Here is a 14,748-nt window from a genome sequence, read left to right as displayed (position 1 = left end):
GGTAAAGCGCGAGCCCGTCCCACAACCCGCACCCGAGCCAACGCCCGCCCCCGGCAAAGTCACCGTAACCAAGAAGGTCGAGCAGAAAGCCGAGCCGCGGAAGGCGCCCGAACCGGCGCCGAGGCGTTCCTGGTTCCAGCGCATGCGAGACGGGCTTGCCCGCTCTTCCCGGGAGTTGTCGGGCAACATCGCCGGCGTCTTCACCAAGCGGAAGCTCGACGAGGACACGCTGCAGGACCTGGAGGATGTGCTGATCCGCGCCGATCTCGGCATGGAGACGGCTTTGCGCGTAACCGACGCGCTCTCCGCCAGCCGCTACGGCAAGGACGTCTCCGACACCGAAGTCCGCACCATCATGGCGGCCGAGGTGGAAAAGGTGCTGACCCACGTAGCCATGCCGCTGGAGCTCGACCTCAGCCACAAGCCGCATGTCATCCTGGTGGTCGGCGTCAACGGCACGGGGAAAACAACGACCATCGGCAAGCTGGCAGCAAAGCTGACCGATGGCGGCCTCTCGGTGATGCTCGCCGCCGGCGACACTTTCCGCGCAGCCGCGATCGAGCAGTTGAAGATCTGGGGCGAGCGTACCAACTCGCCGGTCATTGCCTCGAAGCTCGGCGCCGATGCCGCCGGCCTCGCCTACGACGCATTCGAGCGCGCGAAGGAGGCCGGCTCCGACGTGCTGATCATCGACACCGCCGGGCGGCTGCAGAACAAGACCGAACTGATGGCGGAACTGGAAAAGATCGTCCGGGTGCTGGGCAAGCTCGATCCGGAAGCGCCGCACACCGTGCTGCAGACGGTCGATGCCACCACCGGCCAGAACGCGCTCAACCAGGTCGAGATCTTCCGCAATGTCGCCGGCGTCAACGGCCTGGTGATGACCAAGCTGGACGGCACGGCGCGCGGCGGTATTCTGGTGGCGATCGCGGCAAAGCACAAATTGCCGGTCTATTTCATCGGCGTCGGCGAACAGGTCGACGACCTCGAACCCTTTTCCGCAAGCGAATTCGCCAGGGCGATCGCTGGAGTGGCTTGACGAGCATGATCCCAAAAAGCTGCAGGCTTTTTGGATTGGATCATGCGTAAGAAGGACCCTATGAACCCACCCATCCTCGAAGGCGACCCGTCCGATCCGCGACGCAAGGCGTTGAACCCGGGCCTGAAATTCCTGCTCGAACTCGGGCCTGGCCTGGTGTTCTTTTTCACCACCATCCGCGGCGCGTGGCTTGTCGGGAAGTTTCCGATCCTCAGCCATATCGGCGAGCCTATCCTGATTGCTACGGCATTCTTTATGGTGGCGACGGCGCTGTCGCTCAGCGTTTCGTGGATTTTGACGCGCAGCTGGCCGATCATGCCGTTGGTCTCGGCCATCGTGGTGTTTGTGTTTGGCGCGCTGGCGCTGTGGCTGCAGGACAAGACCTTCGCTTTCATGAAGCCGACAATCATCAACAGCCTGTTCGGCATCACGCTGCTTGGCGGGTTGGCGTTTGGCAGATCGCTGTTGGGCTATGTCTTTGATTCCGCCTTCAACCTCGACGCCGAAGGCTGGCGCAAGCTCACTTTCCGATGGGGGCTCTTCTTCCTTTTTCTGGCTGCCCTGAACGAGGTTGTGTGGCGCAACTTTTCCGAGGAAGCCTGGCTTTATTTCAAGGTCTGGGGCACGATTCCCATTACCCTTGTCTTCACGTTGAGCCAAATGCCATTGATCCTGCGCCATTCACTCGAGGACAAGACCGGCAAGGAAGAGAAGGCCGGCAAATAGAGCAATTCCAGGAAAAGTGTGTAGCGGTTTTCCCGGGAAAAGCGCGTAGCGCTTTCCCTAGGGAATTGCGTCAGAATAAGAGGAGAGGGGCATGGAATTCATCGCCACGCGCGACGAGTTGAGGACGATCTACAAGACGCCTCGGCCGACTGACGGCTCGATCCGCAAGGAGCTGAAGGCATTGGACGGCCACTGCCGTTCCTTCATCGGCAAGAGCCCTTTCGTGCTGATCGGCTCGTCGGACGGCGCCGGCAATGCCGATGTGACGCCGAAGGGCGACAGGCCGGGCTTCGTAACAGTGCTCGACGAGAAGACCATCGCCATCCCCGACCGGCCTGGCAACAACCGGCTCGACACGCTGGAGAACATCCTTCTCAATCCCTCGGTCGGGCTGCTCTTCCTCATTCCCGGCATGAACGAAACGCTGCGTGTCAATGGCGATGCCCGCATCACCATCGATGCGGCATTGCGTGAGCGGCTGGCGGTCGACGGCAAGGCACCGCAAAGCGTCGTCGTGGTGAGCGTCAAGGCTGCCTACATGCACTGTGCCAAGGCCTTCATGCGCTCCGAACTGTGGAAGCCGGAGAGCTGGTACGACCGCGCGACGCTGCCGACGCTCGGCCAGATCCTGCGCGACCAGCTGGCGCTCGCCGATTCGGCCGAGGCGACCGACCGCTGGCTGGACGAGGAATACAGGGAAACCATGTGGTAGCGTGCCCGGCAACGAATCGCCCAAGCCGGTCTCCATTCCTTTGCTCAACATCCTCGCCATCTCCGGCAGCCTGCGCGCCGCCTCGACCAATTCGGCCCTGCTCGCGGCACTCGCGCAAAACGCGCCGCCGGACTGTCACGTCGCCGTCTATGACGGGCTTGGCCGGCTGCCGATTTTCAACCCCGACGACGAAGGTGGGCGGACGCCGCCGCAAGCAGCGGCGCTGATCGGCGCGGTCACTCGCGCTGACGGCGTCATCGTCTCCTGCCCGGAATATGCCCACGGTGTGCCAGGCGGCCTGAAGAACGCGCTCGACTGGCTGGTGTCGCGCGATGCCGCCGTCGGCAAACCGGCCATGCTGGTGCATGCCTCGCCGCGCTCGCTGTTTGCCCGCGCCGCATTGGTCGAGATCATGCGGACAATGTCTTTTGCGCTTTACGAAGACAGGGCGCTCGAGATCGGTCTGCTCGGCAAGGGACCGCCAGAGGTGGAGAAAATCCTGGCGGAACCGGCAAACCGGCTCGCGATGCGCAACGTCCTTTCGGCTTTTGCCGAAGTCATTGGCGCTCGATGAGCAGTCGGGGCCTTATAGCCTTGGTATCTGGCGAAAGCCGAAGTGACGTCCAATCTCCCCCCTTGCGGGGGAGATGTCCGGCAGGACAGAGGGGGGTGCGACGGAACGCCAACTTTCGACTTCAGCCATTCCCAACCGGAACAGCCTGAAAGGGCGTGCCATAATCGGCAGGTAAGTCGGAGGGACAGCCACCCTTGCCAGGCACCTCCCGCAAGGGGGGAGCTTGGCAGCTTCGCCGATGACGCATACTCTGGAACTATCCCTTGCCCCTCCGCGTCTCGACGTCCGTCTGGCCGACGAACCAGTCGCGGGCATTGACCTCCTCGAAGACCACCCAGATATCGTCGTTGCCCAGCCCGGTAGCGTCCATGATAGCCGCCGTGACCTTTTTGGCGATCGCTGCTTTCTTGCCGGCCGGGTCGGCGGCGATCACCTCCTTGACGATGCGGATATTCACAAATGGCATGGCGTCCCTCCCCTGGGTCTCGTCTGCTCAATAAGTCTTGGCGCCGTTGACCATGAGCCGGACCATATAGAGCGATGTGGTGCCGGCGATGTAGAGGCAGTTCAGCTTGTTGCCGCCGAACACGCAATTGGCGACGACTTCCGGTACCTTGACCTTGCCGATCAGCGTCCCGTCTGGATCGTAGCAATGGATGCCGTCGGCGGCACTGGTCCAGATGCGGCCGTCCGCATCCAGCCTGAAACCGTCGAACAGGCCGGCGGTGCAGTCGGCAAAGACCTTTTCGCCGGAGACCGTTTTGCCGCCCTGGCCGACATTGAACACCCGGATGTGCGCCGGGTTTTGTGCACCATGCGTGCGGCCGGTGTCGGCGACGTAGAGCTTGCTCTCGTCAACCGAAAAGGCGAGCCCATTGGGCCTGACCATGTCGGTGATCACGGCCTCGGTCTCGCCGGTGCCGGGATCGACCCGGTAGACGTGGCAGGCGCCGATCTCGCTTTCGGCCTTGTCGCCCTCGTAATCGGTATCGATGCCGTAGCTCGGGTCGGTGAACCAGATCGAGCCGTCGGACTTGACCACCGCGTCATTGGGCGAGTTCAGCCGCTTGCCGCGCCATTTGTCGGTGATGGTGATGACCGAGCCGTCATGCTCGGTGCGGCTGACGCGGCGGCCGGAATGCTCGCAAGTGACCAGCCGGCCTTGCCGGTCGACGGTGTTGCCGTTGGAATTGCCGGACGGCTGACGGAACGCGCTGACGCTGCCGTCGGTCTCGTCGTAACGCAGCATGCGATTGTTCGGGATGTCGGACCAGACCACATAGCGCCCGGCTGCAAACCAGGCCGGTCCTTCCGCCCACCGGCAGCCGGTAAACAGCCGGTCGACCTGTGCATTGCCGTTGAACAGCCGCGAAAAGCGCGGATCGAGAACTTCGTAGAATTCGCTGGCCATGGTTCCTCCCGGTAGCAGTCGCTTGGCGAGGCGCGATCAAGCCAGCCTGCGATCGATATGGCAAGATCGATGATGCGTCGGAAGCATTATGGAAGCGAATGCGGGCCCGGACGGCAGGTCACATCCCGTTAACCGGCTATGCGCCCAGCGCAATGGTGCATTGCAACATCTTATTTTTGCAATGCACCATAACTATGTCATGCTTCGTATCGATCAAGGGAGGAACAACTGGCCGCGAAATGCGGCGCAAGAAGGAAACTCGCTATGATCATCGACAGCCTCATGAGCCGCGCTCGCACCAGCATCGCCAAGCGCCGGCATTACAACCGCCTCGTCGCCGAAATCGACAGCTTCAGCAGCCGCGACCTCGCCGACATGCGCGCCGACCGCTCGGAAATGCTCTACCAGGTCCACAAGCAGATCTACGGCTGAGTCTTCGGTCGACCTATCACGTTCGTCATCCTTGGGAGTAGCGACGCAAAGCGGAGCAAAGACCTAGCATGACGAAACGGCGGGCCATCAGCCCGGCGCGGCCAGCGCCTTCTCGATCTCCGGCAACAGCAGCGTCCGCGCCGAGTCCGGCGTCAGCGGCCCTACATGCTTGTAGGCGATCTTGCCATCCTTGCCGATGACGAAGGTCTCCGGCACGCCGTAGACACCCCAGTCGATCGCCGTGCGCCCGGCTTGGTCGACGCCGATCGCCTGGAACGGATTGCCGAGATCGCCAAGGAACCGACGTGCGTTTTCCGGCTGGTCCTTGTAGTTCAGCGCCGCCATGACGAAGCGTCTGTCCTGCGACAGTGCCAGCAGCACCGGGTGCTCTTCGCGGCACGGTGCGCACCAGGACGCGAAGACGTTGACCAGCGTCACTTTGCCGGCGAACTGTTTTGAATCGAGGCCCGGCAAATTGGTGCCCTCGAGCGCCGGCAGGTCAGTCTGCGGCGCCGGCAGGCCGATCAGCGCCGACGGCACTTCCGAAACGTCGCGCCCGGACAAGAGCTGCGCCAGGAACAATCCCGCCAGCCCGAGAAAGATCAGCAGCGGCACCAGCACGATCAGGCGGCGGCGCGCCGGTGTTTGCGTTTCCGTGCTCATGATTTTGCTGCCTTATCGGAGCGCCGGCGCACGCCGGACGCCTCCAGCTCGGCGAGCTCTCGCTTGCGGCCGCGCTGGTCGACCAGGATCCAGCCGATCAGCCCGCCCAGCACCACGGCCGTAATCGCATAGGCGGCGGTGACATAAAGCGCGTGTATGCTCATGCTTTTCGCTCTGCGGCGCTTTCCAACCGGTTTGTCTCGCCTTGTTCCGACATGTCTTCTCTTAACGCCGCGCCGCCGGCTCCGCAATTGTTCGCCGAGCCGCAGGCATGAGCCGAAGCCAACACATCAATCCGTTCCGTGCCGAAGCGCCAGCGCCGCCGCCACCGGCCCGAGCACGGCAAGGAACAAGGTCAGCGCGGCAAGAATGAGGAAGGGCTGCAGGAACGGATCGGGGTCCGCTACCGCGCCATAGCTGGCCGATACGCCGAAGATCAGCACGGGAATGGTCAGCGGCAGCACCAGCACCGAGATCAGCAGCCCCCCACGCGGCAACGCCACTGCCACCGCTGCACCGGCAGCACCGATGAAGGTGATCGCCGGCGTGCCGACCAGAAGCGTCAGCGCCGTGGCGCCGATGCCGATCGGCTCCATGTTCATGAACAGGCCGAGCAAGGGAGCGGCGATGACCAGCGGCAGCACGCTTCCCGCCCAATGCGCCAGGCATTTCGTCAGCACGGTCAACGCCAGCATGTGCCGGTTGTTGCCAAGCACCAGAAGATCGAGCGAGCCGTCTTCGCGGTCGGCCTGGAACAGCCGGTCGAGGCCGAGCAGGCAGGCCAGCAAGGCGGCAATCCACAGGATCGCCGGGCCGATGCGGGCCAGCAGCCTCAGGTCGGGGCCGACGCCGAAGGGGATGGTCGCGATAACGGCGAGAAAGAAAATCACGCCAGTCAGCGCCCCGCCGCCGGCGTGGATACTCAGGCGGATGTCGCGGAGGAAGAGGGCTAGCATGGTGTGAGATGCTTTCGCCCAGGCACCCCCCTCTGTCCTGCCGGCATCACCCAACCATCCCCATCACAAGCTCCCTCGCCCCCTCGATCCCCAGCGGCAAATGCGTCGCCGCGACCACGATCCCCCCACTCTCGAGGTGCTTCCCCATCAATTCGCCGAATCTCTCCTCCGAAGCCTTGTCCAGTCCTGCCGTCGGCTCGTCCAGCAGCCACAATGGCCGGTGGCTGACCAGCAGTTTTGCAATCGCCGCGCGCCGGCGCTGCCCGGTCGAGAGATAGCCGAACGGCAGATGGCCGATGCCGCCCAGCCCGAGGGTCTCCAGCGCCTCTTCAACACCCGCGGAACCGGCGCCCGAAAAATCGCGCCAGAAGCACAAATTTTCCGTAACGCTCAGCGCCGTCTTCATCGCGTTGAGGTGGCCGAGATAGTGACAAGCCGAGGCGGCCGACGGAAAGTCTTCGCCACCACCTTCGAACCGCACGCGGCCTGCCGCCACCGGCAACAGTCCGGCGATGATCCTGAGCAGCGTCGATTTGCCGGCGCCGTTGGGCCCGGTGACGACCAGCGCCTGGCCTTCCCCCAGCGCGAATTCGATGCCGGAAAATACCGTCTCGCCGCCGCGTTCGCCGCCCAGATTTTCGGCGATCAGCCGCATCCGTTCCCCTTCGCCGAAAGTTCAGGTGCGGCTTCGGTGCGCCGCAGCAAAAATGGCAATTCCGTGTCTAGAACTATTCCAGAAAATTCTCTATATCCGCATCATCCGTGCCAGCGGTCGGCACGGGAACCGAATTTGCGCCGAACCAGCGCGCGTGCCGCCTTGAACGGCCCGGACGCTTGGGAACGGACAGCGGAAATGGCCGTACCCGCACCTTTGCGCGTGATTTGCATGCCCACTGGCGTCCGTTCCCTCCCGGCAACCGACAGTTAGGGATCGCACGTGTCCAAATCACTCGACAGCTTCAATTGCCGCCGCACGCTGACCGCCGGCGCCACCGAGTACATCTACTATGATCTTGTCGAGGCCGAAAAGAACGGCCTCGCCGGCATTGCCCAATTGCCTTATTCGATGAAGGTGCTGCTGGAGAACCTGCTGCGCAACGAGGACGGCCGTTCCGTTACCAAGGAGAGCATCCAGGCGGTCGCCGGCTGGCTGACCGACCGGGGCACCGCCGGCGTCGAGATCGCCTATCGCCCGGCCCGCGTGCTGATGCAGGATTTTACCGGCGTTCCAGCCGTGGTCGACCTTGCCGCCATGCGCGACGCCATGGCCTCGCTCGGCGGCGACCCGCAAAAGATCAATCCGCTGGTGCCGGTCGATCTCGTCATCGACCACTCGGTCATCGTCGACGAATTCGGCACACCGCTGGCTTTCGCCCGCAATGTCGAGCTTGAATATGAGCGCAACGAGGAACGCTATAAATTCCTGAAATGGGGCCAGCAGGCGTTCCGCAATTTCCGCGTCGTGCCGCCCGGCACCGGTATCTGCCATCAGGTCAACCTCGAGTACCTCGGCCAAGTCGTGTGGACCAACAGCGAAGACGGCGAGACCACCGCCTATCCCGACACTTGCGTCGGCACCGATTCGCACACCACCATGATCAATGGCCTCGGCGTTCTCGGCTGGGGCGTCGGCGGCATCGAGGCGGAGGCCGCGATGCTTGGCCAGCCGGTCTCCATGCTGCTGCCTGAAGTCATCGGCTTCCGGCTCACCGGCAGGCTGAGGGAAGGCGTCACCGCCACCGACCTGGTGCTCACCGTCACCCAGATGCTGCGCAAGAAGGGCGTCGTCGGCAAGTTCGTCGAATTCTTCGGGCCGGGCCTGTCCAACATGACGCTGGCCGATCGCGCCACCATCGGCAACATGGCGCCGGAATATGGCGCCACCTGCGGCTTCTTCCCGGTCGACAGCGAGACCATCCGCTATCTGACAATGTCCGGTCGCGACGAAAGCCGCATCGCCCTGGTCGAGGCTTATTCGAAGGCGCAAGGCTTGTGGCGCGATGCCGGCTCGGCCGATCCGGTCTTCACCGACCTGCTCGAGCTCGATCTCGGCAGTGTCGTCCCGTCGATGGCCGGCCCCAAGCGGCCGGAAGGCCGGGTCGCACTTGAAGACATTCCGGCCGGCTTCGCCAAGGCCATGGAGACCGAATACAAGAAGGCCGCCGAAATCGACAAGCGCTATGCCGTCGAGGGCACGGACTACGATCTTGGCCATGGCGATGTCGTCATCGCCGCCATCACCTCCTGCACCAACACCTCGAACCCGAGCGTGCTGATCGGCGCCGGGCTGTTGGCGCGCAACGCCAATCGGCTCGGCCTCAAGCAGAAGCCGTGGGTCAAGACCTCGTTGGCGCCGGGCAGCCAGGTCGTCGCCGAATATCTCGAGAAATCCGGCCTGCAGAAGGAGCTCGACCAGATCGGCTTCAACCTGGTCGGCTTCGGCTGCACCACCTGCATCGGCAATTCCGGCCCGCTGCCGGCGCCGATCTCCAGGACCATCAACGATAAGGGCTTGATTGCTGCCGCTGTGCTTTCCGGCAACCGCAATTTCGAAGGCCGCGTCTCGCCCGACGTGCAGGCGAACTATCTCGCCTCGCCACCGCTGGTCGTCGCCCACGCGCTGGCCGGGACCGTGACCAAGGATCTGACCACCGAGCCGCTCGGCGAGGATCGCAACGGCAATCCGGTCTACCTCAAGGATATCTGGCCGAGTTCGGTCGAGATCCAGGAATTCATCGAGAAGAACGTCACGCGCGAATTGTTCGCCCGCAAATATGCCGACGTCTTCAAGGGCGACGAGTACTGGCAGAACGTCAAGGCGCCGGAAGGCCAGACCTATGCCTGGGACGACAATTCGACCTATGTGCAGAACCCGCCCTATTTCGCCGGCATGACGTCAGGCTTCGGCAAGATCGGCGATATCAAGGGTGCGCGTGTGCTCGGCCTGTTCGGCGACAAGATCACCACCGACCACATTTCGCCGGCCGGTTCGATCAAGGCGGCCTCGCCGGCCGGCAAGTACCTCACCGACCACGGCGTCGGCGTCGCCGATTTCAACCAGTACGGCACGCGCCGCGGCAATCATGAGGTGATGATGCGCGGCACCTTCGCCAATATCCGCATCCGCAACCATATGCTGGGCGAGAACGGCCGCGAGGGCGGCTACACCATCCATTACCCGTCGAAGGAAGAGGAATCGATCTACGACGCCGCCATGCAGTACAAGAAGGAAGGCGTGCCGCTGGTCATCTTCGCCGGCGTCGAATATGGCAACGGCTCGTCGCGCGACTGGGCGGCCAAGGGCACCAATTTGCTGGGCGTCCGCGCGGTCATCGCCCAGTCCTTCGAGCGCATCCACCGCTCCAATTTGGTCGGCATGGGCGTCATCCCCTTCGTCTTCGAGGAAGGCACCTCATGGGCCTCGCTCAACCTCAAGGGCGACGAACTGGTCGAGATCGACGGACTGAGCAACATCAAGCCGCGGCAGAAGATGATCGCCAGGATCACCTACGGCGACGGCAGCATCAAAGAGGTTCCGATCATCTGCCGCATCGATACGCTGGACGAGCTCGACTACTTCAAGAATGGCGGCATCCTGCAATACGTGCTGCGCGATCTTGCGGCTTAAGGGAGTAGGGCAATAAGGGAGTGGGGCAGTAGGGGAAGCAAGGACAAGCCACCTACTGCCCTACTGCCCTACTTTGGCTTTCCAAACCGCGCCGTCGCTGCCAGCAGCACGCCGAGCATCAGCCCGTTGAATATGTGCCATAGGAAATGCGTGCCGAGCGGAAAGCCGCCGCAGACCAGCGGATCGATCATCCTGCAGATGACCGACACGACGAAGATCGCCGAACCCGCCAGATTGTACCAGCCGGCGCGATTGCCGCTGGCCGCCACCCAGGCGCCGAAGAAGGCGAGCGCCAGAAACGGCGGCAGATAGCCGGTCGTCCCGTTCGACGCCTGGCGCAGCCAGTCCGGCACGGCAAAGGTCACCAGCCCGGCAACGGCGTAAAAGGCGACGAAGATGGCGATCGCCTTGCCCCATTTCATACCGAGAAAGCGTCGCAGGTTGAACAGCGTGTAGGCCAGCGTGAACCCAGCAATGGGCAGCACGTCGGCCAGGACCATTGCCCTTGTGGCAAAGGTGTGGAACAGCGACGAGCCGACGCCGATCGCCACCACCCACCAGGCCAGCACTTCGGCGAAGGTGCCGGTGCCGCGCTTGCGCACCTGCCAGACACCCCATAGCCCGGCGGCAAAGAAAGCCAGATTGCTCAGCGCATTGAGCGGTTCGGCCCAGAATTCCGGGCCCGTCCGTTCGCAATAAAGGTCGACCGGCGCCAGGAGAGATTGCCACATGCTGATTGCCGCCCGAATCGCTTCCATCGTGAAGTGCAAGTCCACCTATTGCGCCCTTGCCAGCGGTTGCAACGGCAAAATTTCACCGCAACGTGACTTCCCGTTGACTGCCGCTTCTGCCACATATTTCGACAACCAGAACAAAGCCGGCGTCACCGGCGGGATCGGAACGGCCATGCCATCTCGAAGACCATTGCGGCTTGCGGCCCTTGCGCTGGCCCTCTCGGCGTTTGCCGGCAGGGCCCTTGCCGAGCCAACCGACAAGCCATTAGGCGTCGTCGAGCTCTTCACCAGCCAGGGATGCAATTCCTGTCCGCCGGCAGACGAATTCTTCGCCGAGCTTGCCGCCAAGGAGGACATCGTCGCGCTCGCCTATCATGTCGATTATTGGGATTACCTCGGCTGGCAGGACACGCTGAGCCGCAAGGAAAATACCGAGCGGCAATACGAATATATGCGCGCCTTCGGCAGTGGTTCCGTCTACACCCCGCAAGCCGTCATAAACGGCCGCAGCCATGTCAACGGCGCCAGCCGCAAGGAAGTCGACGGCGCGCTGGCCCGCATGGAGAGGGTCGGTGAAGGCATGCGCGTCGGCATCAAGGTCAGCCGGACCAGCGATCGCGTCATGATCGATGCCGGCGACGCCGTGACCGGCCCCGCCGACGCGCATGTCGTCATCGTCTATTTCAACCCGCCACAGACGATAAAGATCGGCAAGGGTGAAAACAGCGGCCGCAGCATGACCTACTGGAACGCCGTCTCCAGCATCCAGACCGCCGGCATGTGGCACGGCAAGGCGCAGCGCTACGAACTGCCAATGAGCGAGATCGCCAAGAAGGGCGGCTGCGCCGTGCTGCTGCAGTCGGTCGGCAAGGACGGCATGCCCGGTCCGATCCTGGGTGCAGCCTTTATCCGCAAGCCTTAGCTAGAGCGCTATCCCTTCTCCCCTTGTGGGAGAAGGTGTCGCCGAAGGCGACGGATGAGGGGTGTTCCAGGGAACGCCAACGCCTCACTCCGTCCAACACCGCTCAACCGTCTCGGCGCTTCGCGCCGATCTACCTTCTCCCACAAGGGGAGAAGGGATAACCGCGCTCAAGCCGCCGACGACAGCCTATCTGGATGGATCGCACCGCCACGGCGGCCGGCCAATAAAAAACCGGCGTCAGCTTGCTTCTGACGCCGGTCATTTAGGTTTTGGGATCGTCGCACCCGATCTTTCCAAGGAAAAACCGAGGTTGGTTCGATCCGACGCAGACCCGTGGGCGGGGGGCTTGGGGTTTACGAGCCGGTGCCGGACCGAACCGTCTCAGGCAACACCGGTAAATTCGTCGGACATTGGGGCATGAGCACGGATAAAAAAAGGCAGGATTGTGGCGAAGCATCACCAATTCCAACAGGCGTTTCGCAAACGTGACTGGACGCTGGAGAAACCGCGCGGTGCTGGCCTTGCCCGGCCGGGCCTTGCAATTCGGCAACGAAAGCGCCAACTTTGGTGGGCGTACGATTCATTGCGAGGATCCAGGCATGACTGATCGCAGCAGCGGGACGGAGGATGGGGACGCATCCGCAATATTGATCCCGCTGCATGAGGCAAGACGCGAACGCCTCGACCAGCCGGTGCGGTTCGACCGGCGTGAACTGGACCAGATACTCAGGCTCTACGGCCGCATGGTTGCCGCGAACGAATGGCGCGACTATGCTATCGACCATCTCGCCGACCGCGCCGTTTTTTCCGTCTTCCGCCGCACCAGCGAAGTGCCGCTTTTCCAGATCGTCAAGGATCCGAAGCTGGCGCGCCGGCAAGGCGCGTTCGCCGTCATCGCCGCCGGCGGACGCATCCTCAAGCGCGGCCAGGAACTCGGCCGGGTGCTTGGCGTGTTCGACCGAACACTGAAGCTGGTCGAGGCGTAACCCTTTATTTTTGCTGGCGGAACTTCCGCTCGGGCAGCGATTGCGGATCGGGCGGGATCGATGCGCCGCCATTGATCGGCAGCTGCATGAACACCGTGTCGAGCCAACGCCCGTGCTTGTAGCCGGAGCCTTCCAGGCGGCCGGAATGGCAGAAGCCGAGCTTCTCGTGCAACCGTACCGAGGCGCTGTCGGGCCTGCCGTCGCCGATCACCGCGATGATCTGGCGAAAGCCCGCCGCCTTGGCCGCCTCGATCAGCCCTTGCATCAGGAGCAGCCCGACGCCTTGCCCTTTTGCCTCGGGCGCGACATAGACGGAATCCTCAACGACGAAGCGGTAGGCCGGGCGTGGCCGGAACGCCCCGGCATAGGCATAGCCGAGCACGGCGCCGGCCTTTTCCGCAACAAGATAGGGAAAGCCGCCCGCCATCAGACTGTCGAAGCGCGCGCCCATCTCGGGGCGGCTTGGCGGTTCGAGTTCATAGCTCGCCGTGCCATTCGTAACCGCGTCAGCATAGATTTCCGTGATCCGGTCGAGATCGGCCGACGTCGCGGCCCGCAAGGTGATGCTGCTCATACTTTATGCAAGTCGTTCATCTACCTCATATCAAAGCAAAGGCCGGCACAAAAGAAAAGGGCGGCTGTTGGGCCGCCCTTTCCAAACTCGCTGGTCCAGTCAGACCATGATCCCGAAAAGTGGAAACCGGTTTTCGGAAAAGATCATGGTCAACAAAGAACGCCGTACTAGCGACGGTCGCCCATGAACTGCAGCAGGAACATGAACAGGTTGATGAAATCGAGATAGAGCCTCAATGCGCCCATGATCGCCTTGCGGCCGGCGACATCAGTCTCGTCACCCTCGAAATACATCTCCTTGATGTTCTGCGTGTCGTAGGCGGTGAGGCCCGCGAAGATCAGCACGCCGATCGCCGAAACGGCAAAGGAAAGCGCCGACGACTGCAGGAAGACGTTGATCACCATCGCGATGATCAGGCCGACCAGGCCCATGACCAGGAACGAACCGAACGCCGAGAGGTCGCGCTTGGTCGTGTAGCCGTAGAGCGACAGCCCGCCAAAGGCGGCGGCGGTGGCGAAGAAGGTCTGCGAGATACTGGCGGTGGTGTAGACCAGGAAGATCGACGAGAGAGACAGGCCGACGAGGCCGGCATAGACCCAGAACGTCGTCTGAGCGGCCGAAACGCTCATCGACTGGACGCGGAACGACAGGAACATCACCGCGGCCAGCGGGGCAAAGATCACCAGCCATTTCAACGGCGAACCAAAGATCGCGTAGCCGAACGAGGTCAGCATCTCGCCGCTTGGCAACGTCGCGACCGCCGAGGCGGGATCGCTGGTAGTGGCCAGCATGATTGTGCCGACCGCGGCAAGGCCGGTGATGAGGAGGCCAAGCCCCATCAGATTGTAGACCTTGATCATGTAGGCGCGCAGGCCCTGGTCGATGGCAGCATCGACGCCGGCGCCGGGCACGGCGCGCGTCGGATAATTGCGAACGGGATCAGCCATGGAAATCCTCATATTGCTTCTGCCCCGTCCGGTGTCAGGTCCTTTTGAACCCAGGCGCCGCTGGCGGGGCTCCAGCATGCCTGCGCCGAAATATGATGGTTCTTGGCGTAAAGGACAAGACCGTAACCAAGCGTAATGCTCCGTGAAGTGCCGGAGATGCGGTTTTATTGGCCTTCCCGCCCGGAACATTAACGAGATTTAATCAAAACCGGCTCTGGCTCACAGATTCCGCAGCACCGGCGCCGCCTTGTGGCCCAGCACCCGCCACGTGCCGGCAAGGCCGATGCCGACCGTGACCACCAGCGAAAAGCCGATGGTCGCCACCGCTACCTCGGGCATGAAGTGCGATGGCAGCGTCATGATGCGCGCGACGACGAACCACGCCGCCACACCGCCCGCCGCCAGCGCGAAGATCGCGGTGGCAAGGCCGATCAGCATGTATTC

Annotated in this window: 18 protein-coding genes; 8 read left to right on the top strand and 10 right to left on the bottom strand. The window is 62.9% G+C overall.

Features of this window, described 5'->3' with window-relative positions; all coding sequences use genetic code 11:
* The 4 genes from ftsY to E5W70_RS25010 all read left to right on the top strand — a co-directional run.
* A partial coding sequence (ftsY, locus tag E5W70_RS25025; RefSeq protein WP_292663519.1) for a signal recognition particle-docking protein FtsY occupies positions 1–1,039 on the top strand: 1,039 nt, incomplete at its 5' end.
* Positions 1,040–1,099: 60 nt separating this feature from the next.
* Positions 1,100–1,765, top strand: coding sequence for a septation protein A (locus E5W70_RS25020; RefSeq protein ID WP_292663517.1), 666 nt, complete (start codon positions 1,100–1,102; stop codon positions 1,763–1,765).
* A 91-nt stretch (positions 1,766–1,856) separates the two neighbouring features.
* On the top strand, positions 1,857–2,477 hold the full coding sequence (locus E5W70_RS25015) for a pyridoxamine 5'-phosphate oxidase family protein (protein ID WP_292663515.1): 621 nt from the start codon (positions 1,857–1,859) through the stop codon (positions 2,475–2,477).
* A 40-nt stretch (positions 2,478–2,517) separates the two neighbouring features.
* Positions 2,518–3,051, top strand: a complete 534-nt coding sequence (locus E5W70_RS25010; protein WP_292663522.1) for an NADPH-dependent FMN reductase — start codon at positions 2,518–2,520, stop codon at positions 3,049–3,051.
* Positions 3,052–3,307: 256 nt separating this feature from the next.
* Here E5W70_RS25010 and E5W70_RS25005 read toward each other — a convergent pair whose 3' ends face one another.
* Together E5W70_RS25005 and E5W70_RS25000 are read right to left on the bottom strand one after the other, a co-directional pair.
* Complete coding sequence (locus tag E5W70_RS25005) at positions 3,308–3,517, bottom strand: tautomerase family protein (protein WP_292663513.1); 210 nt, start codon at positions 3,515–3,517, stop codon at positions 3,308–3,310.
* Between the two features lie 27 nt (positions 3,518–3,544).
* Positions 3,545–4,462 carry an SMP-30/gluconolactonase/LRE family protein gene (locus E5W70_RS25000; RefSeq protein WP_292663511.1) on the bottom strand — a complete coding sequence of 306 codons (918 nt, stop codon included), beginning with the start codon at positions 4,460–4,462 and terminating at the stop codon, positions 3,545–3,547.
* Between the two features lie 264 nt (positions 4,463–4,726).
* Here E5W70_RS25000 and E5W70_RS24995 point away from each other — a divergent pair, with 264 nt between their 5' ends.
* Positions 4,727–4,894, top strand: coding sequence for a hypothetical protein (locus E5W70_RS24995; RefSeq protein ID WP_292663509.1), 168 nt, complete (start codon positions 4,727–4,729; stop codon positions 4,892–4,894).
* Between the two features lie 87 nt (positions 4,895–4,981).
* On the opposite strand, the gene E5W70_RS24990 is transcribed toward E5W70_RS24995, so the two are convergent.
* The 4 genes from E5W70_RS24990 to ccmA all read right to left on the bottom strand — a co-directional run bounded on the left by E5W70_RS24990 (position 4,982) and on the right by ccmA (position 7,168).
* Positions 4,982–5,557 carry a DsbE family thiol:disulfide interchange protein gene (locus E5W70_RS24990; RefSeq protein WP_292663507.1) on the bottom strand — a complete coding sequence of 192 codons (576 nt, stop codon included), beginning with the start codon at positions 5,555–5,557 and terminating at the stop codon, positions 4,982–4,984.
* Positions 5,554–5,721, bottom strand: coding sequence for a heme exporter protein CcmD (gene ccmD / locus E5W70_RS24985; protein WP_292663505.1), 168 nt, complete (start codon positions 5,719–5,721; stop codon positions 5,554–5,556). Before ccmD ends, E5W70_RS24990 begins: the two co-directional genes overlap by 4 nt.
* A gap of 126 nt (positions 5,722–5,847) precedes the next feature.
* On the bottom strand, positions 5,848–6,513 hold the full coding sequence (ccmB, locus tag E5W70_RS24980) for a heme exporter protein CcmB (RefSeq protein WP_292663503.1): 666 nt from the start codon (positions 6,511–6,513) through the stop codon (positions 5,848–5,850).
* 46 nt (positions 6,514–6,559) lie between these two features.
* Positions 6,560–7,168, bottom strand: a complete 609-nt coding sequence (gene ccmA, locus E5W70_RS24975; protein ID WP_292663501.1) for a heme ABC exporter ATP-binding protein CcmA — start codon at positions 7,166–7,168, stop codon at positions 6,560–6,562.
* Positions 7,169–7,450: 282 nt separating this feature from the next.
* On the opposite strand from ccmA, the gene acnA reads away from it, so the two are divergent.
* Positions 7,451–10,141, top strand: a complete 2,691-nt coding sequence (gene acnA, locus E5W70_RS24970; protein WP_292663499.1) for an aconitate hydratase AcnA — start codon at positions 7,451–7,453, stop codon at positions 10,139–10,141.
* 68 nt (positions 10,142–10,209) lie between these two features.
* Here the strand turns inward: acnA and E5W70_RS24965 are convergent, their stop codons facing one another.
* Positions 10,210–10,872, bottom strand: a complete 663-nt coding sequence (locus E5W70_RS24965; protein WP_292663497.1) for a ceramidase domain-containing protein — start codon at positions 10,870–10,872, stop codon at positions 10,210–10,212.
* Positions 10,873–11,047: 175 nt separating this feature from the next.
* Here E5W70_RS24965 and E5W70_RS24960 point away from each other — a divergent pair, with 175 nt between their 5' ends.
* Both E5W70_RS24960 and E5W70_RS24955 read left to right on the top strand, forming a co-directional pair.
* Positions 11,048–11,797, top strand: a complete 750-nt coding sequence (locus tag E5W70_RS24960) for a thioredoxin family protein (RefSeq protein WP_292663495.1) — start codon at positions 11,048–11,050, stop codon at positions 11,795–11,797.
* A gap of 599 nt (positions 11,798–12,396) precedes the next feature.
* Positions 12,397–12,783, top strand: a complete 387-nt coding sequence (locus E5W70_RS24955) for a DUF2794 domain-containing protein (protein ID WP_031212724.1) — start codon at positions 12,397–12,399, stop codon at positions 12,781–12,783.
* A gap of 4 nt (positions 12,784–12,787) precedes the next feature.
* Here the strand turns inward: E5W70_RS24955 and E5W70_RS24950 are convergent, their stop codons facing one another.
* From E5W70_RS24950 to E5W70_RS24940, 3 genes are all read right to left on the bottom strand, one after another.
* Positions 12,788–13,357: a GNAT family N-acetyltransferase gene (locus tag E5W70_RS24950; RefSeq protein WP_292663492.1), complete on the bottom strand. Its 570-nt coding sequence runs from the start codon at positions 13,355–13,357 to the stop codon at positions 12,788–12,790.
* Between the two features lie 167 nt (positions 13,358–13,524).
* Positions 13,525–14,304: a Bax inhibitor-1/YccA family protein gene (locus E5W70_RS24945; RefSeq protein WP_292663490.1), complete on the bottom strand. Its 780-nt coding sequence runs from the start codon at positions 14,302–14,304 to the stop codon at positions 13,525–13,527.
* 219 nt (positions 14,305–14,523) lie between these two features.
* Positions 14,524–14,748, bottom strand: a 225-nt coding sequence (locus E5W70_RS24940; RefSeq protein WP_292663488.1) for a hypothetical protein, incomplete at its 5' end; no start/stop codon positions are given.

It is taken from the genome of Mesorhizobium sp. (assembly GCF_005063415.1).
Lineage (GTDB): Bacteria > Pseudomonadota > Alphaproteobacteria > Rhizobiales > Rhizobiaceae > Mesorhizobium.
Note: the sequence above shows the minus strand (reverse complement) of the source record. Positions and strands in the feature narration are given on the sequence as shown.

Coding starts and splice junctions, on each gene's coding strand:
- E5W70_RS25020 (WP_292663517.1), top strand. CDS start 1,100: ATGAACCCACCCATCCTCGAAGGCGACCCGTCCGATCCGCGACGCAAG.
- E5W70_RS25015 (WP_292663515.1), top strand. CDS start 1,857: ATGGAATTCATCGCCACGCGCGACGAGTTGAGGACGATCTACAAGACG.
- E5W70_RS25005 (WP_292663513.1), bottom strand. CDS start 3,517: ATGCCATTTGTGAATATCCGCATCGTCAAGGAGGTGATCGCCGCCGAC.
- E5W70_RS25000 (WP_292663511.1), bottom strand. CDS start 4,462: ATGGCCAGCGAATTCTACGAAGTTCTCGATCCGCGCTTTTCGCGGCTG.
- E5W70_RS24995 (WP_292663509.1), top strand. CDS start 4,727: ATGATCATCGACAGCCTCATGAGCCGCGCTCGCACCAGCATCGCCAAG.
- E5W70_RS24990 (WP_292663507.1), bottom strand. CDS start 5,557: ATGAGCACGGAAACGCAAACACCGGCGCGCCGCCGCCTGATCGTGCTG.
- ccmD (WP_292663505.1), bottom strand. CDS start 5,721: ATGAGCATACACGCGCTTTATGTCACCGCCGCCTATGCGATTACGGCC.
- ccmB (WP_292663503.1), bottom strand. CDS start 6,513: ATGCTAGCCCTCTTCCTCCGCGACATCCGCCTGAGTATCCACGCCGGC.
- ccmA (WP_292663501.1), bottom strand. CDS start 7,168: ATGCGGCTGATCGCCGAAAATCTGGGCGGCGAACGCGGCGGCGAGACG.
- E5W70_RS24965 (WP_292663497.1), bottom strand. CDS start 10,872: ATGTGGCAATCTCTCCTGGCGCCGGTCGACCTTTATTGCGAACGGACG.
- E5W70_RS24960 (WP_292663495.1), top strand. CDS start 11,048: ATGCCATCTCGAAGACCATTGCGGCTTGCGGCCCTTGCGCTGGCCCTC.
- E5W70_RS24955 (WP_031212724.1), top strand. CDS start 12,397: ATGACTGATCGCAGCAGCGGGACGGAGGATGGGGACGCATCCGCAATA.
- E5W70_RS24950 (WP_292663492.1), bottom strand. CDS start 13,357: ATGAGCAGCATCACCTTGCGGGCCGCGACGTCGGCCGATCTCGACCGG.
- E5W70_RS24945 (WP_292663490.1), bottom strand. CDS start 14,304: ATGGCTGATCCCGTTCGCAATTATCCGACGCGCGCCGTGCCCGGCGCC.